Origin of the sequence: Streptomyces sp. NPDC006309 (assembly GCF_040613095.1) — a bacterium.
Taxonomy (GTDB): Bacteria; Actinomycetota; Actinomycetes; order Streptomycetales; family Streptomycetaceae; genus Streptomyces.
In genome coordinates, this window is sequence record NZ_JBEXRO010000027.1 from 75,062 (window position 1) to 96,547 (window position 21,486).

The window sequence follows — 21,486 nt, forward strand, 5'->3', positions numbered from 1 at the left end:
GAGGCGGTCCAGGCCCCCAAGGGCGGCCTCAGCGACCAGAAGACCCAGCTCGCCGTCCCCCGCCTCAACCAGGAAGCCGTCACCACCGGCACCGCACACATCGACACCGTCTCCGGCGCCACCTACACCAGCGAGGGCTACCGCACGTCACTCCAGTCCGCGCTGGACCGGATGAAGCCCGCGTCCCCGGGCGCCACCGGCTCGGCGCAGGCCCGTACGGTCACCGGGAAGGCTGCGCAGACCCAGTACGGGACCGTACAGGTACGGATCACCGTCACCGACGGGAAGATCAGCAAGGCCGAGGCGGTCCAGGCCCCCAAGGGCGGCCTCAGCGACCAGAAGACCCAGCTCGCCGTCCCCCGCCTCAACCAGGAAGCCGTCACCACCGGCACCGCACACATCGACACCGTCTCCGGCGCCACCTACACCAGCGAGGGCTACCGCACGTCGCTCCAGTCCGCGCTGGACCAGGCCGGTGGCTGACACGGTGACCGGGCCGGCGCGGACCCCCGCCGCGGTGCGTCACGCGGAGGAGGTCATGGGGACCGTCTTCTCCTTCGACATCCGTGGCGGGGCGCCCCGCGCGGTCCGGGCGGCGCTCGACGAGGCCGTCGCCGGGCTGCACCGGGCGGACACGCTCTTCAGCACGTACCGGGAGGACAGCGAGGTGTCCCGGCTGGCCCGCGGTGAGCTGGACGTCGGCCGGTGCGCTCCCGAGGTGGCCGAGGTACTGGAGCTGGCGGCCGAGGCGGAACGGGTGAGCGAGGGATGGTTCAGCACCCGGTACCAGGGCTCCCTCGACCCCACCGGGATCGTCAAGGGCTGGGCCGCCGAGCGGGCGGCGCGGCTGATCGGCGCGGTCGAGGGGGTGTGCGGGGTCAGCGTCAACGGGGGCGGCGACGTGCAGATGCTGGGCGCGCCGGAACCGCGGCGGCCCTGGCGGGCCGGGGTGGCCGATCCGCTGCGGCCCGGTGGGCTGGCGGCGGTGATCTCGGCTGCCGGAGCGGAGGAGCTGTCGGTGGCGACGTCCGGTACGGCGGAGCGGGGCGCGCACATCATCGACCCCCGCACGGGCCGGCCGGCGGTGACCGACCTGGTCGCCGTGACCGTGGTCGGACCACGCCTGACCTGGGCCGACTGCTGGGCCACCGCGGCCTTCGCCATGGGCTCACGGGCCGCCCTGACCTGGCTGGAGTCCCTGCCCGACACAGAGGCCCTCCTGATCACGGCAGGCGACGAGGTCCGCTGCACAGCAGGCCTCCCCACAAAACTGGGCTGACCCCCACCCCCTCAGGGCGCGAGGAACTGCGCGCCCGGCCCACGACGGCCCGCACCCGACAACAAACCGCCACCACCCCAGGGGCGCGAGGAACCGCGCGACCAGCCCCCACGCACCCGCACCCGCACCCGCACCCGCACCCGCACCCGCACCCGACAACGAGCCGCCACCCCCGCCGCCCCTCCCGCCACCCCGCGGAGCGCTCAGTGGCTGTTCTGGGCCAGCCGCAGCAAATGGTCCGCCAACGCCTGCCCCCCACCCGGATCCCGGCTAATCAACAGCAACGTGTCGTCCCCGGCGATCGTGCCGAGGATGTCGTGCAGCTCCGCCTGGTCGATCGCCGAGGCGAGGAACTGGGCCGCGCCGGGCGGCGTACGCAGGACCACGAGGTTCGCCGAGGCCTCCGCGGAGATAAGCAGCTCCTGCGACAGGCGCCGCATCCGCTCCTCCTTAGCCGACCCGCCCAGCGGAGCCCGCGGCGTACGGAAGCCGCCCTCGCTCGGCACCGCGTAGATCAGGTCACCGTCGGCGTTGCGGATCTTGACCGCGTTCAGTTCGTCGAGGTCCCGCGACAGCGTCGCCTGCGTGACGCTCAGCCCGTCGTCCGCGAGCAGCTTCGCCAGCTGGCTCTGCGACCGCACGGGCTGCCGGTTGAGGATGTCCACGATCCGGCCGTGCCGTGCGGTGCGGGTCTGCGGCACGCCGGGTCCGGCTCCCGCCGCCTGCTCGTGGTCCTGCGCGTGGCTCATCGTCGTCTCATTCCCCGGATAGTCCGTCCCCATTGGCCTGCTCGAGGATGCCGGGCAGTGCCTGGAGCAGGGCACCCGCCTCGTCGTCGCGGAGGTTCAGCGGCGGCATGAGCCGTACGACGTCGGGGACGGGCGCGTTCACCAGGAACCCGGCCTCCTGGGCCGCCTGCTGCACCTGTGGTGCGCGCGGCCCGGTGAGCACGATACCCAGGAGCAGGCCCACGCCCCGGACATGGTCGATCAACGGGTGGTTCAGGGACTCGATGCCGTCCCGCAACCTCTCGCTCTGCCGCTTGACGTTGTCCAGCAGGCCCTCGTCGGCGATGGTGTCGAGGACGGCGAGCCCGGCGGCGCAGGCGACCGGGTTGCCGCCGAAGGTCGTGCCGTGCTGGCCGGGCCGGAGCAGTTCGGCGGCCCGGCCGAAGGCCACGGTGGCGCCGAGGGGCAGTCCGCCGCCGAGTTGCTTGGCGAGGGTGACGACGTCGGGGAGCACGCCCTCGTGGGCCTGGTACGCGAACCAGTTCCCGGAGCGGCCGACGCCGGTCTGCACCTCGTCCAGGACGAGCAGGGCACCGGTGGCGGCGGTGATCGCGCGGGCCGCCTTGAGGTAGCCGGCCGGGGGCACGACCACGCCGTTCTCGCCCTGGACCGGTTCGAGGATCACCAGGGCGGTGTCCTCGGTGACCGCGGCGGCGAGCGCCTGGGCGTCGCCGTAGGGGACGTGGGTGACGTCGCCGGGCAGCGGCAGGAACGGGTCCTGCTTGGCGGGCTGGCCGGTGAGCGCGAGGGCGCCCATCGTACGGCCGTGGAAGCCGCCGCCGGTGGCGACCATGTGGGTGCGCCCGGTGAGCCGGCCGATCTTGAAGGCGGCCTCGTTGGCCTCGGCGCCCGAGTTGCAGAAGAAGACGCGGCCCTCCCGGCCGAAGAGCTGGAGGAGCCGTTCGGCGAGGGTGACGGTGGGCTCGGCCATGAAGAAGTTGGAGATGTGGCCGAGGGAGGCGATCTGGCCGCTGACGGCCTCGACGATCGCGGGGTGGGCGTGACCGAGGGCGTTGGTGGCGATGCCGCCGACGAAGTCGAGGTACTCCCGGCCGTCGGTGTCCCACACCTTCAGGCCCGCGCCGCGGACGAGGGGCAGGCGCGGGGTGCCGTAGTTGTTCATGAGCGCGCCCTGCCAGCGCCCGGTCAGCTCCTGGTTGCTCATGACTCCCCCTGTTCGTCCGGCACGACCATGGTGCCGATGCCCTCGTCGGTGAAGATCTCCAGCAGGATCGAGTGCTGGACCCGGCCGTCGATGACGCGGGCGGTCGTCACGCCGTTGCGTACGGCGTGCAGGCAGCCCTCCATCTTCGGCACCATGCCGGCGCTGAGGTCCGGCAGCAGTTTCTCCAGCTGGGAAGCGGTGAGGCGGCTGATCACCTCGTCGGAGTGCGGCCAGTCCTCGTAGAGGCCCTCGACGTCGGTGAGGACCATGAGGGTCTCGGCGCCCAGGGCCGCGGCCAGCGCCGCGGCCGCCGTGTCCGCGTTGACGTTGTAGACGTGCCCGTCGTCCTGGGAGCGGGCGATGGAGGACACGACCGGGACGCGGCCGTCGGCCAGGAGAGCCTCGATCGCGCCGGTGTCGATCGCGGTGATCTCGCCGACCCGTCCGATGTCGACGAGTTCGCCGTCGATCTCGGGGGTGTGCCGGGTGGCGGTGATGGTGTGCGCGTCCTCGCCGGTGATGCCGACGGCGAGCGGGCCGTGCCGGTTGAGCAGGCCGACCAGTTCGCGCTGCACCTGCCCGGCGAGGACCATGCGTACGACGTCCATGGCGTCCTCGGTGGTGACGCGCAGGCCCGCCTTGAACTCGCTGACGATGCCGTGCCGGTCGAGGGCGGCGCTGATCTGCGGGCCGCCTCCGTGGACGACGACCGGCTTGAGGCCGGCGTGCCGCAGGAAGACGACGTCCTTGGCGAAGGCGGCCTTCAGTTCCTCGTCCACCATGGCGTTGCCGCCGAACTTGATGACGACGGTCTTGCCGTGGTGCCGGGTGAGCCAGGGCAGCGCCTCGATGAGGATCTGGGCTTTCGGCAGGGCCGTGTGCTTGCGAGTGCTCATGAGGAGTAGGCGCTGTTCTCGTGGACGTAGTCGGCGGTCAGGTCGTTGGTCCAGATGGTCGCGGTCTCGTCGCCCGCGGCGAGGTCGGCGACGATGTGCACCTCGCGGTAGCGCATGTCGACCCGGTCGCGGTCCTCGCCCACGGCCCCGTTCTTGCAGACCCAGACGCCGTTGATGGCCACGTTCAGCCGGTCCGGCTCGAAGGCGGCCCGGGTGGTGCCGATCGCGGAGAGAACACGGCCCCAGTTGGGGTCCTCGCCGTGCAGGGCGCACTTGAGGAGGTTGTTGCGGGCGATGGAGCGGCCCACCTCGACGGCGTCCTCCTCGCTGGCCGCGTTGACGACCTCGACCCTGATGTCCTTGGCGGCGCCCTCGGCGTCGCCGATGAGCTGTCGGCCGAGGTCGTCGCAGACCTGCCGTACGGCCTCGGCGAACTCCGGGTACCCGGGGGTGACGCCGGCGGAGCCGGAGGCGAGCAGGAGCACGGTGTCGTTGGTGGACATGCAGCCGTCGGAGTCGACCCGGTCGAAGGTGACCCTGGTGGCGGCGCGCAACGCCTTGTCCAGGGTGGCGCTGTCGAGGTCGGCGTCGGTGGTGAGGACGACCAGCATGGTGGCGAGGCCCGGCGCGAGCATGCCGGCGCCCTTGGCCATGCCGCCCACGGTCCAGCCGTCCCCGCTGACCACGGCGGTCTTGTGGACGGTGTCGGTGGTCTTGATGGCGATGGCGGCCTTCTCACCGCCGTGCTCGGACAGCTGGGCGGCGGCCGTGTCCAGGCCCGCGAGCACCTTGTCCATGGGCAGCAGCACGCCGATGAGCCCGGTGGAGCAGACGGCGACCTCGATGGCGCCGCGGCCGAGCACCTCGGCGGCCTTCTCGGCGGTGGCGTGGGTGTCCTGGAAGCCCTTGGGGCCCGTACAGGCGTTGGCGCCGCCGGAGTTGAGGACGACGGCGGAGACCTGGCCGCTGCCGAGGACCTGCTCGGACCACAGGACCGGCGCGGCCTTCACGCGGTTGGAGGTGAAGACGCCGGCGGCGGCACGGCGGGGCCCGTTGTTGACCACGAGGGCCAGGTCGGGGTTGCCGTTCTCCTTGATCCCGGCGGCGATGCCCGCCGCCGTGAATCCCTTGGCTGCCGTGACGCTCACGGTGCGACTCCGATCGTGGAAAGTCCGGTGGTCTCGGGGAGACCGAGGGCGAGGTTCATGCTCTGGACGGCGCCGCCCGCGGTGCCCTTGGTCAGGTTGTCGATGGCGCTGATCGCGATGATGCGGCCCACGGCGGCGTCGTGGGCGACCTGCACCTGTACGGCGTTGGAACCGTGGACGGACGCGGTGGCGGGCCACTGGCCCTCGGGGAGCAGATGGACGAAGGGCTCGTCGGCGTAGGCCTTCTCGTACGCGGCCCGCAGGGACTCGGCGGTCACCCCTTCCTCCGCGGCGGCGCTGCACGTCGCGAGGATCCCGCGGGGCGTCGGCGCGAGGGTCGGCGTGAAGGACACCGCGACCCGTTCCCCCGCGACGCCGCTGAGGTTCTGGATCATCTCGGGGGTGTGCCGGTGGCCGCCGCCGACGCCGTACGGGGACATGGAGCCCATGACCTCGCTGCCGAGGAGGTGCGGCTTGGGTGCCTTGCCCGCGCCGGAGGTGCCGGACGCGGCGACGATCACCGCTTCCGGCCGGGCGAGTGCGGCCGCGTAGGCCGGGAACAGGGCGAGGGTGACGGCGGTGGGGTAGCAGCCGGGCACCGCGATGCGCCGGGACCCCGCCAGCGCGGTGCGGGCGCCGGGCAGTTCGGGGAGGCCGTAGGGCCAGGTCCCGGCGTGCGGGGAGCCGTAGAAGGTCTCCCAGTCGGCCGGGTCGGCGAGCCGGAAGTCGGCGCCCATGTCGACCACGAGGACGTCCGGGCCGAGCTGTTCGGCGACGGCCGCGGACTGCCCGTGCGGCAGCGCCAGGAAGACCACGTCGTGCCCGGCGAGCGCCTCGGGCGTGGTCTCGGTCAGGACGCGGTCGGCCAGCGGCAGCAGGTGCGGCTGGAGCGCGCCGAGCCGCTGCCCGGCGTTCGAGTTGCCGGTCAGCGCGCCGATCTCCGCCTCGGGGTGTGCGAGGAGCAGGCGCAGGACCTCTCCGCCCGCGTATCCGCTCGCTCCGGCCACTGCCACACGTACCGCCATGTCCACCCTCCTCAGGATGGCATGACTATACGCAGCTATGCAGGAGTATGCAACGCGCTGTCCCGCGGTGCGGTCAGCTCCCCCCCTCCCGGCAGGTCCCGGAGGTCGTCGATGAACTGGGGGGTGCTCGTCACGCTGGACATCTGCCGCATGGCACCCCCAGGAGTCACCTTGGCGCTCGGACGACGGGCCGGCGGCCGGTCGTGGCGTCCAGGGCGACAGGCGCGCGGTGGTACCGCCGCGGGCACGACCGAAGGGCCGTGACACGGCGCGGCCCGGAGCCCGCGGTCCGCTCACGCGGCGTCGGCGGTGCCGCGGACCTCTCTGGAGTCGCCCGCCATGGCGGTCTGCGTGCCGCGGTCGCCGGTCGTGGCGGGCCTCGCTCCCGGCAGCATCACCCGGCGGGACACGACGAACGTCACCGGGATCGCCGCCGCCGAGGCCAGGAGGGGGGCGAAGCGGTGGCCGGCGTGGAGGATGTCCGCGATCACATAGACCCCGGCCGTCGTGATCAGGAAATTGGTCACGTTCGTCAGCGGGAACAACAGGAATTTCCGCCAGGTCGGCCGCGTCCGGTAGGTGAAACGTGCGTTGAGGAAAAAGGAACCGGTCATGCTGAGCGTGAATGCCAGGGCGTGCGCGGCGAGATACGGCAGCCATATCAGGAACAGCAGGTAAAGCCCGTAGTAAGTGGCCGTGTTCACCACACCGACCACGGCGAACGCCACTATCTGGCGGGGCAGCGAGCGACTCGGCATCAGGGGATGAGGTCCTTCGTCCGTTCCACGTTGGTCGCCTTCACCAGGAAGTGCGGGCGGCCCTTCACCTCGTAGTAGATGCGGCCGGTGTACTCGCCGATGACACCGAGCATGACCATCTGCACCCCGGCGAGCGCGGTGACCGCGGTGATGATGGTGACATACCCGGGCGTCCGGACACCGTTGACGAGCGCCGCGCCCACGATCCAGGCCGTGTACAGGCCCGCGCACAGCAGCAGGCCCAGGCCGAGCCAGAGGGCGGCGCGCAGCGGGCGGTTGTTGAAGGACAGCAGGCCGTCGAGGCCGTAGTTGAGCAGGCCGCGCAGCGACCAGGAGCTGCGGCCGGCCCCGCGGGCCGCGTTCCCGTAGGTGAAGGTGACGCTCGGGAAGCCCACCCAGGCGAACAGGCCCTTGGAGAAGCGGTTGTACTCCGTGAGGCCGAGCACGGCGTCCACCACGCGGCGCGACAGCAGCCGGAAGTCGCCGACTCCGTCGACGAGTTCGACATCGACGAGGCGGTTGACGACCCGGTAGTACAGGCGGGCGGTCAGGGTGCGGGCGAGCCCGTCGCCGGTGCGGGTGCGCCGGGCGATGACCTGGTCGTGGCCCTGCTCGCGCAGTTCGACCATGCGCCGGATCAGCTCCGGCGGGTGCTGGAGGTCGGCGTCCATGACGACGACCGAGTCGCCCGAGGCGTGCCGGAGACCGGCGAGGAGGGCCGCCTCCTTGCCGAAGTTGCGGCTGAAGGAGACATAACGCACCCGGGAGTCGGTGGTGGCCAGGTGCTCCAGGACGGCGAGGGTGCGGTCGCGGCTGCCGTCGTCGACGTACACGAACTCCATGTCGTGGCCGAGCGGCAGCAGTTCCTCGGCGACCCGCTGGACCTCCTCGTGGAAGCGGGCGAGGACGTCCTCCTCGTTGTGGCAGGGCGCGACGATCGATATCAGCATGGCGGGTCTCCCCCTGGGCGCGGTCGGAGAGCGGTGGTCACGCGCTCGCGCGGTGATGTGGTCGTGGCCGGTGCCCGGGCGCGGCGGCGGCGGACGGCGGTGAGGGCGGTGAGCAGGACGAGGGCCGTCAGCGAGGCGGCCCCGGCCGTCATGCCCAGCCGCAGGCCCGGTGGGTGGAAGGTGCAGGTCACACGGGTGGAGTGGGTGTCGAGCGGTACGGCGGTCAGGCCGTGGAAGCCGGCGGCGGGCCGCTCGGGGCCGTCGCCCGCGGCGCACCGCCAGCCGGCGATCCTGGGCACGGCGAGGACCGCGATGCCCTTGCTGCCGGCGGGCAGCCGGGCCCGTACGGTGCCGCCGGTGACGGTGACCTCGGTGGCGCCGGTGGCCGACAGCCGGGCGGCGGCGGTGCGCAGCCGGGCGGTGTCCAGGCAGCCGACGGCACCGGCCGGGACGCGCCCAGGCCGGTCCGGGGTCAGCTCGACACGGACCCGTCCGGTGGCCGGGGCCCGGCCGAGGGGTGCCATGGCGGCCCGGTTGCGCGGGAACACGTAGCGGAACGGCACCGTGCTCCCGGCGCCGGTGAGCCGTGCGGTGCCGGAGAACCGCGGGGCCCACAGGTGGACCTGGGTGCCGGCCGGGCACCGGGCGGTGAGCGTCGGCGCGGACACGGCTGTGCCGGTGCCGACGCGGCCGGACCGCACCGGCCGCCCGCCGTCGTCGTGGACGGTGACGCGGGGCACGGTGTAGACGCGGCTGCCGAGCAGCAGTTCCTGGTTGCGGTACGGCGACGGCCCGAACGCCCTCGCGTCGGCGGCGGCCCGGACGGTCACCAGGGGCGGCACGTCCTGCCGGGTCACGGTCACCGGGCCGCCGTCCCCCGGCTGACGCGTCCGGTGCGGGTCGGGCGGCGAGTGCACCCGGGCGCCGACGGAGAAGATCACGTCCGTGACCGCGTTGTCCAGGCTCTGCACGCTGCGGCCCCGCGAGGTCCAGCCGCCGCCGAGGGCGGTGAGGGTGCGGCTGAGGACGTCCGGGGTCAGGCTGCTGTAGTAGGCCGCGCCCTGACCCCCCACCAGCATCGGGTCGTTGCCGACGGTCTGTTCGCGGCCGGGGTCGGTGCGGTACCGGGGCCAGCCGTCGGCCCCGGCGACCGCCGCCGCCTGCCGTTCCTGCCGCCCGCCCCAGGGCGCGTAGTCGTCCAGGTGCCCCAGGCGCAGCCGGGCGGCGACGGCGGAGGTGGCGGCGGCCTCGCCGCACTGTGCGCCGAGGAGCAGGACGACGGCCAGCCCGGCGAGCCGGCCGCGCCGCCCGGGGCGGCCCAGGAGGAGGAGCCCGCCCAGCGAGCCGGCGACGGCGAGCAGCAGCACCGGCCAGGTCCAGACCCGCACCAGGCTGCTGCGGGCCGCGACGGCCGTGATCAGGGCGAGCAGCGCGGTCGCGGCGCCGAGGGCGCGCCGGTCCGGGAGGCCGTGGGCCAGGGCGTGCCAGGCGGCGAGGACCAGCAGCCCGCACAGCACGAACGCCTGCCGGTAGGAGCTGCCCTGTGGCGTGGCGAAGGCGTGCCAGAGCAGGTGGGTGGGGCCCCACTGGAGGGAGAGGGCCACCGCGAGCACCAGCGCGGTCCAGCCGGTGCGGACGGGTACGGGGACCGCCCGGTGGAAGGGCAGGGCGAGGGCGAGGAGGAGGGCGGTGACGCCGACGTAGAGGGCCGGGGAGCCGAAGTTGTAGGTGGCGGGGAGCAGCCGGGCCGCCATGTCCTCGGCGGGGACCGGCGCGAACTTCCGCACGCGGCCGGGGTAGGCGTGCCGGGTGCCGAGGTAGACGACCGTCACGAGCGGGGCGGCCAGGCCCACGCCGAGCACGGTGGTGAGGGTGGCGCGGCCGGCCGCCGCGAGCGCTCGCCGGCGGGGTGGACGGGCCAGCAGCAGGCGCAGCAGCAGGACCAGGGCGGCGCCGAGGGTGGCCATGTAGGCGGTGTAGAAGTTCGCGGTCCAGGCGAGGGCGACGGTCAGGACGCCGAGGACGCGCCGGCGTCCGTCGAGCGCCCACTCCCCGGCCAGGCACAGCAGCGGCAGGGCGATCAGGCCGTCGAGCCACATCGGGTTGTAGGAGGCGTCGGCCACGCTCCAGCCGCACAGCGCGTAGGAGCTGCCCAGCAGGGCCGCCGCCCACCAGCGGCCGGGCCGCAGGGTGAGCAGCAGCCAGGCCATGGCCGCGGCGGCGGACGCGGTCTTCAGGAGGGTGACGGCGTAGACGGCGAGGTCGATCCGGTCCCGGGGGAAGAGGGCGACGAGCGGGGCGAAGGGGCTGCCGAGGTAGGTGCCGAGGTCGGGCAGGAAGCTGGTGCCGTAACCGGACTGCCAGTTGACGAGGAGACCGCCGTCGGCCGTGCCGTGCAGCAGGTCCCACAGGTGGGCGTGGAAGGGCACGTACTGGTTGCCCAGGTCGTTGACGCTGCGTGTGCGGGGGCCGAAGGGGTAGCTGCGGGCCAGCGTGTCACCGGCGCACAGGGCCGTGAGGGTGACGGCCGCGGCGAGCAGCGCGGCGGCCCGGCGCGGCACGTCGGGCGGGGTCGGACGGTCCATTGCGGCAGGGCCCCCAGCGGAATTCACTTCGCGGTTTTCGCCGAGTGAGACGGGAGGGATTTCCCGATGGTTGTGCACTCATCGAAAAGTGGGTCGGTATCTTCCGCACAAGGAGAACAGTGCGTGAATTCCACGCCGTTCTGGAGAACCGGGGATTTACGGAGGGTGTTCCGGGGGTGAAGCAGGGGCCGGCGGGCGTGGCGTCGCGCGGGGCTTGACGTGGAGTGCGCTCCACCTCCTACGGTTCGGGTCATGAGCAACCAGCACAGCACCACCCGTGACGAGCGTTTCGCCCATGGCCTGGAGGTACTGGAGTCCGTCGACGGCGAGGCCGGCCGTCGGGTCGTCGACTCGCTCGCCGACATCAGCCCCGAGCTGGGGCACCAGATCGTCGCGTGGGGCTTCGGCGAGATCTACGCCCGGCCCCAGCTGGCGCCCCGGGACCGCCAGTTGGTCACCCTGGGCATGCTGACCGCCCTCGGCGGCTGCGAGGCCCAGCTGGAGGTGCACGTCAACGCGGCGCTGAACGTGGGTCTCACCCCCGAGCAGATCGTGGAGGCGCTGCTGCACTCGGCCGGTTACTGCGGTTTCCCCCGGGCGCTGAACGCCACCTTCGTAGCGAAGAAGGTGTTCGCCGAGCGCGGGCTGCTGCCGGCGGGGCGGCAGCAGCCCGAGGACGGGTCGCCTGCTTCTCCCTGAGCCCGGGGAAGGCGACGGAGTCCGCCGGGAAGGTGTACGTGCACCGGCCGGCGGCTTCGGTGAGGACCGAGGGGTATCAGCACGTCGACGGGGCGGGCCCGGAGGGACGGGCGGAGAGGGAACACGATGGACGAGTGCTGGCCCGTGGCCGACCTGCTGGCCCATCTCGCCGGACGCTGGCGGGCCGAGCGCAGCGTGCGGGACCTGGCGAGCGGGGACACGGGCCACTTCACCGGGGAAACCGTCTTCGCCCCGCTGGACGGCGGCGGGCTGCTGCACACCGAGTCCGGCATCTTCACCTGGCGGGGCGTGGCGCGGCCGGCCACCCGGACCCTGCGGTTCCTGCCGGGGCCCACGCCGGGCCGGGCGGACGTGCGGTTCGCGGACGGGCGGCCCTTCCACGCGCTGGACCTGACCTCCGGGCGGTACGTGGCCGACCACCCCTGCGCGGCCGACCTCTACCGGGGCGAGTTCACCGTGCGGGACGCCGGCCACTGGCGCACGGTGTGGCGGGTCGGCGGACCGGCGAAGGACCTGCTCCTCGTCACGGACTACGCGCGCGAGGACTGAGCGCCGCCCCCGTCGAAGCGGAGGTTCCACCGCCCCGCGCGGCCCGTGACGGTGGTCGTGGACAGCGGGCGGACGTCGATGTTCCAGTAGCTCGACGGGGGCGCCTTGAGGGCGTAGACCAGGGCCGCGCGGATCACCGACGGTTCGGCCACCGCGACGATCCGGCCGCCGTCGTCGGCCGGCCGGGTGTCCAGCCAGCCGCCGACCCGGGAGATGAACACCAGCAGGGACTCACCGCCGTGCGGGGTGGAGCACGGATCGGCCAGCCAGGCGTCGACCGCGGCCGGCTCCCGGGCCATCGCCTCGCCCAGCGTCAGTCCGCGCCAGCGGCCCATGTCGCAGTCCCGCAGCGCCGGCTGGACCAGCGGTGCGTACCCCAGGGCGTCGCCGGTGGCCCGGCTGCGCGGGGTCGGCGAGCAGTAGCGCAGCTCGGCCGCCGCCAGCGGCAGCAGGTCCCCGGCGACGCGCTGCACGTCGTCCCAGCCGGCCCCGTCCAGCGGCCGGTCGTCCTCGAAGCGCTCCGCGAGCAGGGAGGCACTGCGCGCGGCGGCGACGAACGTGACCCTGAGTGGCATGCGGTGATGGTGAGCCGCGCCGGGGGGCGGGTCAAGGGGGGTTACCCGGGAGTTACCGAAGGGGTACGTCGCTTTGCCCGGCTTCCTGCCGGAAGGTGTGAACCATCCGCCCCCCGGGACGGTCCAGTTCCCGGAATCCGTGCTTCCGCCGACCGCCGTGGGCGCCCCGCGCCACGAACGGCAGCCCGCGCACGCCGAGGAGCGCGCGGTGGCCGCCGACCCGCCCGGCGAACACCGTGCCGATGCCCCCACCACGCACGGACGGGACGACGCAGCCGTCCGTGAGCCAGGCCGACAGCACGCGCGTGGCCGGTCACCCCGCGCACGCGCGGCGCCTGCCGGTCCCGCGTGCGCCGTGCGCGCGGTGCTCCTCACCGGTCCGGCCGCGCCGGGACCAGCGGGTCAGCCCAGTACCTCGTCGCAGGCCGCCCGCAGTCGCCGTACCCCCTCCGCGATCTCCCCCGTGCCGGCGACCGCGGCGAAGCTCAGGCGGAGGTGGGCGGCGGGGGGCTCGGCGCTGAAGTAGGGGCGGCCGGGGGTCAGGGCGACGCCCGCGCGCAGGGCGGCGGCGGCCAGCGCCGCCTCCGCCCCGGAGCCGAGCGCCGGGGAGGCGCCGCCGCCGTCGGGCAGGCGCAGCCACAGGTGGTAGCCGCCGGAGGGGATGTGCGGCAGGGTGAGCTCGGGCAGCTGCCGGGCGAGCGCGCTCGTCATGGCGTCCCGGCGGGTGCGCAGCTCGGCCGAGAGCGCGCGCAGGTGGCGCGGCCAGGCCGGGGAGCCGACGAGTTCCAGGGCGGCCTCCTGGAGCGGCCGGGGCACGAAGAAGCTGTCCACGACCTGGATGGCGCGCAGGCGCTCCAGGACCGGGCCGTGCGCGGCCAGGGCGCTGACCCGGAAGCTCGGTGACGTGGCCTTGGTCAGTGAGCCGACGTGGACGACCACGCCGTCCGGGTCGTCGGCGGCCAGCGGCCGGGGCAGCGGTCCCGCGTCGGCGTGCACCAGCCGGCGGACGAAGTCGTCCTCGACGACGAACGCGCCGGCCTCGCGGGCGATGCGCAGCACCTCGGCGCGCCGGTCGGGTGCCAGCACGGCGCCGGTCGGGTTCTGGAACAGCGGCTGGCAGACGAAGACCCGGGCGCCGGTGGCCTGGAAGGCGTCCGCGAGCAGGCCGGGACGTACCCCGTCGGGGTCCACGGGCACCGGGACGGGGCGCAGTCCTGCCGCGCGGGCCAGGGCGAGCATGCCCGGGTAGGTGGGGGACTCCACGAGGACCGGGGCGCCGGGCGGGGCGAGTGCGCGCAGGGCGGTGGCCAGCGCGGCCTGGCCGCCCGCCGCGATCAGCACCTCGGCCGCGCTGACGGCCCCGCCGATCCCGCGCGCGAACCACTCCCGCAGCTCGGGCAGTCCCTCCAGCGGCGGCCTCCCCCAGGCGCCGGGCCGCCGCCCGGCCCGGGCCAGGGCCGCCGCCATGGCCCGCTCCGGTTGCAGGGAGGGGTGGAGGTAGCCGCCGTTGAACTCCAGCACGCCGGGCGGCGGCGCGGCCAGCGAGACCGTGACCCCGGCGGCGTCCACCGTGCGGGGGACGAGGTCGGCGGCGCCGTCGGCGCTCAGCGCCACCTCCTGCCAGGAGGTGTCCCCGGCGGGGGTCTGCGCGGGGTGCGGCCGGGCCCGGAAGGCGCCGGCGCCGGGCCGGGTGACCACGAGACCCTCGGCGGCGAGCTGGGCGAGGGCCCGGGAGACGGTCACCGGACTCACCCGGAACCGGTCGACGAGCGCCCGGCTCGACGGCAGCTTTCCACCCAACGGGTAGCGGTCCAGTTCTCCCCGCAACTGTTCGGCCAGTTCCGCCACACTGCTACGCTGATGCATGAGAACACAGAGTAGCGCTACTACGGCGAGCCCGATAGCAGTCACCGCTCCCCGGGAGGAGTCCGGGGGACTCGGCACCCTCCAGGCCGCCCTCGGTGTGGTCGCCTTCTCGCTCACGTTCCCCTCGACCGCCTGGGGGCTGGAGAGCTTCGGCCCCTGGTCCCTGGTGGCGGTGCGCGGGGTCCTGGCCGCGGTCGTCGCCGGCGGCTGCCTGCTGGCCCTGCGGGTACGGCTCCCGGCCCGCCGCCATCTCGCCGGTCTCGCCGTGGTCGCCGCCGGTGTGGTGCTGGGCTTCCCGATGCTGACCACGCTCGCCCTGGAGACCTCCACCACCGCGCACGCGGCCGTGGTGGTGGGGCTGCTGCCGCTGACCACCGCCGTGTTCTCGGCCCTGCGCACCGGCGTCCGCCCCTCCCGCCGGTTCTGGCTGGCGGCCGTCGCCGGCGCGGCGGCCGTGATCGCCTTCACCCTCGCCCAGAGCGGCGGCACGCTGACCGTCGCCGACGGTTTCCTCTTCGCGGCCCTGCTGGTGTGCGCGGCCGGCTACACCGAGGGCGGCCGGCTGGCCCGCGTCATGCCGGGCTGGCAGGTCATCGGCTGGGCGCTCGTGCTGTGCCTGCCGCTCAGCCTGCCGGCCGCCGCGCTCGCGCTGGCCTACGAGCCCGTGCACCTCACCGGGCACGGCATCGCCGGTCTGCTGTGGGTGGCGCTGGGTTCGCAGTTCCTCGGGCTCGTGGTCTGGTACCGGGGGATGGCGGCCATCGGCGTCCCCCGGGCCAGCCAGTTGCAGTTGGCGCAGCCCCTGCTCACACTGGTGTGGTCGGCGCTGCTGCTGGGCGAGCGCTTCACGGCGGCCGCTCCGCTGACCGCCGTCGCGGTGCTCGTGTGCATCGCCGTCACACAGCGGTCGTGATCGTGAGGAGGGCCCCGTCCATGCACGCATCCAAGGGCGACCGCCTTGTCCAGCACGGCAGGGTGGTCGGCCAGCACGACCAGGTCACGGAAGTCGTCGAAGTGATGGGTCAGGAGGGCAATCCGCCCTACCGGGTCCGTTTCGCGGACGGGCGGGAGGCCGTGATGTCCCCCGGCCCCGACTGCGAGGTCCGTCATCCGCAGGACCGGACACAGCAGTAGGTCAGCGCGGTGGCACCGCCGACCGCCGGTAGTGGTCGGCGACCACCCGTGCCATCGCCCCGACCGGGTCCGCCGCGACCTCCTTGGCGGCGAAGAACACGTGCCCGCGCACCTGCGGGTACCGCGCGGCGAGGGTGAGGTGCCGGGACAGCTCGACCGGGTCCTGCCAGGGCGAGGGCTGCCCGGCGGCACCCGCCTTGTACAGGGCCTCGCCGGCGTACAGCCGGGTCCGGGTGCCCCGGGCGACCTCCGCCCACCAGGCCACGAGTTCGGCGTAGTCGGCGGCGGCGAAGCCGATGTGCCAGTACAGCTGCGGCACGATGTAGTCGATCCAGTTGCCGCGGACCCACTTGCGGGTGTCCGCGTACAGGTCGTCGTACGTCTGCACGCCCGCCCGCGTCTCGGAGCCGCGCGCGTCGGTCGAGGCGTTGCGCCACACGCCGAAGGGGCTGATCCCGAACCGGGTGCCGGGCCGGACGCGCCGGATGTCCGCCGCCGTCTCCCGCACCAGCTTGTCGATGTTGTCCCGCCGCCAGGCGGCCCGGCCGGGGAAGGCGCCGCCGTACCGGTCGTAGGCGTCCTCGTCGTCGAAGGTCTGGCCGGCGACGGGATAGGGGTAGAAGTAGTCGTCGAGGTGCACGGCGTCGACGGGGTACCGGGCGACCGCGTCGAGCATGGCCCGCCGCACGAAGGCGCGGACCTCGGGCAGGCCGGGGTTGTAGTACAGCCGGCCGCCGTAGGGCACCACCCAGTCAGGGTGCCTGCGGGCCGGGTGGGAGGGGGTCAGCCGGCCGGGGTCGGTGTGGTTGGCGATCCGGTACGGGTTGAACCAGGCGTGCAGTTCCAGGCCCCGGGCGTGGGCCTCCCGCACGGCGGTGCCGAGGGGGTCCCAGCCGGGGTCCCCGCCCTGGGTACCGGTCAGGTACTCGGACCAGGGCTCGTACGGCGACGGCCAGAGGGCGTCGGCGGTGGGCCGCACCTGGAAGATGACCGTGTTGAGCCGGCGGCGCTCCGCGTGGTCGAGGTGGGCGATCAGCTCCTTGCGCTGGGTGCTCGCCGGGAGGCCGGGCCGGGAGGGCCAGTCCCGGTTGGCGACGGTCGCGAGCCAGACGCCGCGCATCTCGGCGCCGGTGCGCGGCGGACGGTACGGCGCCGGGTGCGCGCCCGGCCCCGGGACGGCGGCCTGCGTCCCGGCACTCGCGACGCCGCCCCCTGCCGTGGCCAGTGTGGACAGCGCGGCCAGCGTGAAGGTCCGCCGTGACATGCGTCCCATCCGCACACCCCCATACCCTTCGGATCCGCCTCGTCACGGATCGTTCCGCGCTCCAGAATGCCCCCACCCGGGCGATCGATCATCGATACTTGGCGGTAACGTGCACGATCGGAGCAGGCACCGAACCCGGCGGCCTGCCGAGCGAGCCGGAGAAGCGAAGGGGACGATGTGACGGGCATCCCAGGGGGAGACATTGCGCGCGTCGGGGTCGTGGGCTGCGGCCAGATGGGCGCGGGCATCGCCGAGGTGTGCGCCCGCGCGGGACTGGACGTGAAGGTCGCCGAGACCACCGGCGAGGCCCTGGAGATCGGCCGCACCCGGCTGTTCAACTCCCTCGGCAAGGCCGCCGAACGCGGCAAGATCACCGAGGAGGACCGGGACGCCACGCAGGCGCGCCTGAGCTTCACCACCGACCTCGGCGAGTTCGCCGACCGGGATCTGGTCATCGAGGCCGTCGTCGAGAACGAGCAGGTCAAGACCGAGATCTTCCAGGTGCTCGACCAGGTGGTGACCCGGCCCGACGCGATCCTGGCCTCCAACACCTCCTCCATCCCGCTGGTGAAACTGGCGGTCACCACGTCCCGGCCGGACCACGTCGTCGGCATCCACTTCTTCAATCCCGCCCCGGTGCAGCAGCTGGTCGAGCTGATCCCGGCGCTCACCACCTCCGAGGGCACCCTCGGCCGCGCCCAGCTCTTCGCCGAGAAGGTGCTGGGCAAGCACGCCATCCGCGCCCAGGACCGCTCCGGATTCGTGGTGAACGCGCTGCTCGTGCCGTACCTGCTGTCTGCGATCCGGATGTTCGAGTCGGGCATCGCGAGCCGCGAGGACATCGACAACGGCATGGAGATGGGCTGCGCCCATCCGATGGGCCCGCTGAAGCTGTCCGACCTGATCGGTCTGGACACCATCGTCTCCATCGCCAACTCCATGTACGCCGAGTACAAGGAGCCGCTGTACGCCGCTCCCCCGCTGCTCCAGCGCATGGTCGAGGCGGGCCGGCTGGGCCGGAAGGCCGGCTCCGGCTTCTACACCTACGGCTGATCACCGAGAGCGACGCCCTGCGGGCCCGGCACCGGAAACGGTGCCGGGCCCGTCCGTTTCACACACCGTGTGCGCGCCGGGCACGCATATGCCGCTCGCACACGCTCCCCACGCGCCCACCAGGCGAGTTGACTCTCCATGCGCCCGCAAGGGAAGCGGAACCATCCATTTCGACTACCGAGAGGAACGGACCCGTGACGGTCGATCCGGAGCATCCCGTGATCCATGGAGAACTCGCAGAGTTACGGCGCCGCCTCGACGTGGCCTACGCCCGCGTCGAGGGCGGACTGGCGCTGCTGCGTCACCGTACCGAGGAGACCGCCAAGGAACTGGACGAGCTGAACTCCCGGCTGGCCTCGCTGGAACACACGCGCTGGCCGTTGCCCTCGCTCGCCGCACTGACCGCGCTGGGCGCGCTCGCGGCGACGCTCTGGCAGGCGCTGACGGCCCATTAGTCCTGGGCGAGCCTGAGGTGGTGCAGCAGGAGTAACGCGGCCGCCATGTTGGCGGCCGGGACCTCCCCGCGGGCGATCAGGTCGGGGACGAGTTTGAGAGGGACCCATTCCCGCCGGTCCGACTCGAAGTCGTCCACGGGGTGTCCGACGTACTCGCCCCGCTCCGACCAGTAGATGTGGTGCCGGGCGTCGGTGAGGCCGTTGGACGGCTCCACGCTCATGAGGTGGTGCAGGGGCCCCGGCCGCCAGCCGGTCTCCTCCTCCAGTTCCCTGGCCGCCGCGCGCGCGATGTCCTCGCCGTCCTCGACGACACCCGCGGCCAGTTCCCACCCCCAGCTGTCGGTGATGAACCGGTGCCGCCACAGCAGCAGCACCTCGTTCGCCTCGTTGACGACCGTCGCCACCGCCACGGGCCGCAGCCGGATGACGAAGTGGTCGAGGTGCCGGCCGTCCGGCAGCTTCACATCGGCGAGATTGACGCTGAACCAGCGGTTCTCATACACGGTTTGTTCGTTCTGTTTCGTCCACTGCACGGTATTGCCACCTTCCGCTGAGTAAGTGGCAATATCGCAGCAGGGACGGTGCGCCTACAGCGGCACGCGCAGTGCTCCGTCGATGAGTTCGGCGGCCTCGGCGGTGCCGGCCGAGCCGCAGCGCAGCAGATGGTCGCGCACCGCGCGGAGTCTGTCCCGCAGCCGCTGGGACTCCATGCCGCGGGCCTGTTCGGCCATCTGCACGGCGGTGGCCGCCGCCCGGTCGGCGTTGCCCCGGCGCAGCTCGATGGTGCTCAGCATCGCCAGCCGGTGCACCCGCCCCCGGTCGTGCGCGGGGTTGTCGACGGCCGCCGCCGCGTGCTCCCGGGCGCCGCTGAGGTCCCCGAGACTGAGCAGCGCCTCGGCCACCTGCACGTTGACGAGCCCCGGCTGGACGTACCCGGTCTCGGCCGGCTCGTGCCCCCGCCGGATCCGCCCGGCCGCCGTCTCCGCGCGCCGGATGCAGAACAGCGCGCTGCCGCTGTCCCCGAGGTGCGCGTACGCCTTGGCCTGCATCGCGTACAGGTCGGAGGCGAGCGCCGGGGTGATGTGCCGGCCGGCGGTGCGCAGCGCGGCCTCGGCGAAGGCGACGGCCTGCCGGTACTCCCGCATGAACAGCGACTGGTTGACCAGCAGGGCGATCACGTACGCCCCCAGGCCCCGGTCTCCGCTGGCCTTGGCCAGGCGCAGCGCCTGGTGGAAGTAGCGCTGGGCGAGCCCGTGCGCGTCGGAGTCGTACGCGCAGATGCCCGCGATCGCCACCAGCCCGCCGGTCGCCCGGTGCAGCTGACGACCGGTGGCGTCGGTGTAACCGCCGCGCAGCAGCGGCGCGGCCTCGGCGTTGAGGAAGCCGACGACCCGGCTCCGCGTCGCGATGCCCCCCGCCTTGCGGTACATCTGCTCGTAGTGCGCGCGGGCGGCCCGGAGCATCTCGATGTCGGACGCGGTGACCGCGTGCCGGCCGCCCCGCGAGACGTCGACGTCCTCGGGCGGGTTCTCCCACTCCCACACCGGCATCACGGCCGGGGTCCCGGTGACGGCGGGCGCCCCGAGCACGTGGGACCGCTGCTGCTCGTCGGACCGCCACAACGCGGTGGCCCGCTCCACGAACCCGTTGAGGGAACCGGTGTGCGCGGTGCTCGGCCCGCCGGGCACCCCGAGGCCGATGTCGTCGAGCGTGACGGGCCGGTGCAGCCGTGCCGCCAGCACCTCGCAGATCAGGTCGGGCACCTGGCCGCGGGGCCGCTGCCCCTTCAGCCACCGGGCCACGGCGGTGTGTTCGTAGCGCAGCGCGAGACCGCGGGCCCGTCCCGCCTGGTTGACGTGGGCGGCGAGACCGGCGTGCGAGATCCCCGCCTCGTCCAGGATGGCGTCGAGCAGAGTATTGGGCTGCATGGGATGCCCCCCGAGTGACCTGGTGCCGTCAGCGTAGTGGGTCCGCCTTCACACGGGGTGTGAACGCAGTGCCCGCGTCGGCGGGGCGCACGCGCTGTCGCCGCGGGGGCCGCGCCGGTTCACTGGGCTGCCTCGCGAGAGACCGGCCGGGCCGCCGGCTCCCCCTCAGACAGCGGCGGCCCGGCCGGGCGGCACCCCGGACGCCAGCGGCGCCCGGAGCTCAGCGGCGCCCCGGACGTCAGCGGCGCGTCGTCGGCTGCGGACGTGTCGAAGCCGGGCAGGCGGCTCCCCGCGCGCCCGGCGGCCGTCTGTCCTTCCGGTCGTTGCGCAGGACCAGGAGCGCGACGTCGTCCGTAGGTCTCCCGCCGGTGTGGTGCAGCAGCGCGCCGAAGACCGTGCGCAGCACCGTCTGCGGGGAGGCCGGCTGGTCGCGCACGGCCTCGCTGAGCACGTCCGGCAGGGAGAAGAACCGTCCCCGGCCGTCCCGGGCGTCCTGAGCGCCGTCCGTGAAGAGGACCAGGGACTCCCCCGGCAGCAGCCGGCCGCACGACCGGGGCGCCGGCTCCGCGGGCGGCGGGAACGGGCCCAGCGGCGGCAGCGGATCCGTGCGGGTGAGCGGCTCGACCCTCGTGCCCCGCAGCACGTACGGCCACGGATGGCCGCAGTTGAGGGCGCGGAGCGTGCCGTCCCGGTCGATCTCCAGGAGCAGGACGGTGACGAACTCCTCGGCGACCGGGCTGTCGGGGGCGGGGACGCCGCACGCGGGGTGTTCGGCGCGGGCGCGTTCGCGCAGATGGCGGCCGAGGGTGCGGTCCAGCCGGTGCAGCACCCCGCCCAGTCGGGGCTCGTCGTGGGCGGCCTCGCGGAAGCTGCCGAGGAGGGCGGCGACGGTGCCGAGGGCGGCCAGCCCGTGCCCCCGTACGTCCCCCATCACCACGCGCACCCCGTGCTCGGTGGCGATGGCCTCGTACAGGTCGCCGCCGACACTGGCGCCCCGGTCGGCGGACAGCTGGGCGGCGCCGACGTTGAGCCCGTCCAGCCAGGGCGGCAGCGGACGCAGGACGACGCTCTGCGCGGCGCACGCCGCCCGCCGGGCGAACCGCAGCTCCCGCAGCGGGGCGCGCCGGACATGGAAGATGAGGGCGGTGCCGACGGCGAGGAACACGGCGCTGGTGACCAGGCGCGCCCCGAGCCCGTCCTGCCGGGCGAGCGGGCAGCCGTATCGGTAGCCGACGGCGACGGCTCCCCAGAGTGTGGGCAGTACGGTTCCTCGCGCGGTGGGCGCGCGTGCCTTGATGCGGATCATGCCTCTGGTCCCCCATATGGGCCCTGACAGAGCAGACGGACC

At 73.8% G+C, this 21,486-nt stretch carries 22 protein-coding genes; 8 read left to right on the forward strand and 14 right to left on the reverse strand.

Features of this window, described 5'->3' with window-relative positions:
- On the forward strand, nt 1-483 hold a 483-nt coding region (locus ABZ117_RS28550; RefSeq protein ID WP_356824672.1), incomplete at its 5' end, for an FMN-binding protein.
- Nucleotides 476-1,279, forward strand: coding sequence for an FAD:protein FMN transferase (locus ABZ117_RS28555; protein ID WP_356824673.1), 804 nt, complete (start codon nt 476-478; stop codon nt 1,277-1,279). The genes ABZ117_RS28550 and ABZ117_RS28555, both read left to right, overlap by 8 nt.
- A 203-nt stretch (nt 1,280-1,482) precedes the next feature.
- Here ABZ117_RS28555 and ABZ117_RS28560 read toward each other — a convergent pair whose 3' ends face one another.
- The 8 genes from ABZ117_RS28560 to ABZ117_RS28595 form a co-directional block, all read right to left on the reverse strand.
- Nucleotides 1,483-2,028, reverse strand: coding sequence for an arginine repressor (locus ABZ117_RS28560; protein ID WP_356824674.1), 546 nt, complete (start codon nt 2,026-2,028; stop codon nt 1,483-1,485).
- Nucleotides 2,029-2,035: 7 nt separating this feature from the next.
- Nucleotides 2,036-3,232 carry an acetylornithine transaminase gene (locus tag ABZ117_RS28565; protein WP_356824675.1) on the reverse strand — a complete coding sequence of 399 codons (1,197 nt, stop codon included), beginning with the start codon at nt 3,230-3,232 and terminating at the stop codon, nt 2,036-2,038.
- Nucleotides 3,229-4,128 (reverse strand): acetylglutamate kinase, encoded by a 900-nt coding sequence (gene argB, locus ABZ117_RS28570; protein ID WP_356824676.1) that lies wholly within the window; start codon nt 4,126-4,128, stop codon nt 3,229-3,231. Before argB ends, ABZ117_RS28565 begins: the two co-directional genes overlap by 4 nt.
- Complete coding sequence (argJ, locus tag ABZ117_RS28575) at nt 4,125-5,276, reverse strand: bifunctional glutamate N-acetyltransferase/amino-acid acetyltransferase ArgJ (RefSeq protein WP_356824677.1); 1,152 nt, start codon at nt 5,274-5,276, stop codon at nt 4,125-4,127. The genes argB and argJ overlap by 4 nt, the downstream gene beginning before the upstream one ends.
- On the reverse strand, nt 5,273-6,301 hold the full coding sequence (argC, locus tag ABZ117_RS28580) for an N-acetyl-gamma-glutamyl-phosphate reductase (protein WP_356824678.1): 1,029 nt from the start codon (nt 6,299-6,301) through the stop codon (nt 5,273-5,275). The genes argJ and argC overlap by 4 nt, the downstream gene beginning before the upstream one ends.
- Nucleotides 6,302-6,594: 293 nt before the next feature.
- A complete protein-coding gene (locus ABZ117_RS28585) occupies nt 6,595-7,059 on the reverse strand; it encodes a GtrA family protein (protein WP_356824679.1) in 465 nt (154 codons plus the stop codon).
- Nucleotides 7,059-8,009 carry a glycosyltransferase family 2 protein gene (locus tag ABZ117_RS28590; RefSeq protein WP_356824680.1) on the reverse strand — a complete coding sequence of 317 codons (951 nt, stop codon included), beginning with the start codon at nt 8,007-8,009 and terminating at the stop codon, nt 7,059-7,061. The genes ABZ117_RS28585 and ABZ117_RS28590 overlap by 1 nt, the downstream gene beginning before the upstream one ends.
- Nucleotides 8,003-10,594, reverse strand: coding sequence for a YfhO family protein (locus ABZ117_RS28595; RefSeq protein WP_356824681.1), 2,592 nt, complete (start codon nt 10,592-10,594; stop codon nt 8,003-8,005). Before ABZ117_RS28595 ends, ABZ117_RS28590 begins: the two co-directional genes overlap by 7 nt.
- A 252-nt stretch (nt 10,595-10,846) precedes the next feature.
- Here ABZ117_RS28595 and ABZ117_RS28600 point away from each other — a divergent pair, with 252 nt between their 5' ends.
- Nucleotides 10,847-11,293, forward strand: a complete 447-nt coding sequence (locus ABZ117_RS28600) for a carboxymuconolactone decarboxylase family protein (protein ID WP_356824682.1) — start codon at nt 10,847-10,849, stop codon at nt 11,291-11,293.
- Between the two features lie 126 nt (nt 11,294-11,419).
- On the forward strand, nt 11,420-11,863 hold the full coding sequence (locus ABZ117_RS28605) for a DUF6314 family protein (RefSeq protein WP_356824683.1): 444 nt from the start codon (nt 11,420-11,422) through the stop codon (nt 11,861-11,863).
- Here the strand turns inward: ABZ117_RS28605 and ABZ117_RS28610 are convergent.
- Both ABZ117_RS28610 and ABZ117_RS28615 read right to left on the reverse strand, forming a co-directional pair.
- Nucleotides 11,845-12,438 carry a histidine phosphatase family protein gene (locus tag ABZ117_RS28610; protein ID WP_356824684.1) on the reverse strand — a complete coding sequence of 198 codons (594 nt, stop codon included), beginning with the start codon at nt 12,436-12,438 and terminating at the stop codon, nt 11,845-11,847. The two genes, ABZ117_RS28605 and ABZ117_RS28610, sit on opposite strands and share 19 nt — an antisense overlap.
- Before the next feature lie 402 nt (nt 12,439-12,840).
- Entirely contained in the window at nt 12,841-14,304 is a 1,464-nt protein-coding gene (locus ABZ117_RS28615; RefSeq protein WP_356824685.1) for a PLP-dependent aminotransferase family protein, read from the reverse strand.
- On the opposite strand from ABZ117_RS28615, the gene ABZ117_RS28620 reads away from it, so the two are divergent.
- Both ABZ117_RS28620 and ABZ117_RS28625 read left to right on the forward strand, forming a co-directional pair.
- The gene (locus ABZ117_RS28620) at nt 14,303-15,217 is read left to right on the forward strand and encodes a DMT family transporter (protein ID WP_356824686.1); all 915 of its coding nucleotides are present in this window, start codon (nt 14,303-14,305) and stop codon (nt 15,215-15,217) included. The genes ABZ117_RS28615 and ABZ117_RS28620 overlap by 2 nt on opposite strands.
- 20 nt (nt 15,218-15,237) lie before the next feature.
- On the forward strand, nt 15,238-15,438 hold the full coding sequence (locus tag ABZ117_RS28625; RefSeq protein WP_356824687.1) for a DUF1918 domain-containing protein: 201 nt from the start codon (nt 15,238-15,240) through the stop codon (nt 15,436-15,438).
- 1 nt (nt 15,439) lies between these two features.
- Here ABZ117_RS28625 and ABZ117_RS28630 read toward each other — a convergent pair whose 3' ends face one another.
- Nucleotides 15,440-16,702 (reverse strand): family 10 glycosylhydrolase, encoded by a 1,263-nt coding sequence (locus ABZ117_RS28630; RefSeq protein WP_356824688.1) that lies wholly within the window; start codon nt 16,700-16,702, stop codon nt 15,440-15,442.
- A 177-nt stretch (nt 16,703-16,879) separates the two neighbouring features.
- Between ABZ117_RS28630 and ABZ117_RS28635 the strand changes: the two genes are divergently transcribed.
- Together ABZ117_RS28635 and ABZ117_RS28640 are read left to right on the forward strand one after the other, a co-directional pair.
- Nucleotides 16,880-17,755 (forward strand): 3-hydroxybutyryl-CoA dehydrogenase, encoded by an 876-nt coding sequence (locus tag ABZ117_RS28635; RefSeq protein WP_356824689.1) that lies wholly within the window; start codon nt 16,880-16,882, stop codon nt 17,753-17,755.
- A gap of 194 nt (nt 17,756-17,949) precedes the next feature.
- A complete protein-coding gene (locus ABZ117_RS28640; protein ID WP_356824690.1) occupies nt 17,950-18,210 on the forward strand; it encodes a hypothetical protein in 261 nt (86 codons plus the stop codon).
- Here the strand turns inward: ABZ117_RS28640 and ABZ117_RS28645 are convergent.
- The 3 genes from ABZ117_RS28645 to ABZ117_RS28655 form a co-directional block, all read right to left on the reverse strand.
- Entirely contained in the window at nt 18,207-18,743 is a 537-nt protein-coding gene (locus ABZ117_RS28645; RefSeq protein ID WP_356824691.1) for an NUDIX hydrolase, read from the reverse strand. The genes ABZ117_RS28640 and ABZ117_RS28645 overlap by 4 nt on opposite strands.
- A 54-nt stretch (nt 18,744-18,797) precedes the next feature.
- Nucleotides 18,798-20,138 (reverse strand): transcriptional regulator, encoded by a 1,341-nt coding sequence (locus tag ABZ117_RS28650; RefSeq protein WP_356824692.1) that lies wholly within the window; start codon nt 20,136-20,138, stop codon nt 18,798-18,800.
- 238 nt (nt 20,139-20,376) lie between these two features.
- Nucleotides 20,377-21,444, reverse strand: a complete 1,068-nt coding sequence (locus ABZ117_RS28655) for a PP2C family protein-serine/threonine phosphatase (RefSeq protein WP_356824693.1) — start codon at nt 21,442-21,444, stop codon at nt 20,377-20,379.
- Nucleotides 21,445-21,486 lie beyond the last annotated feature (42 nt).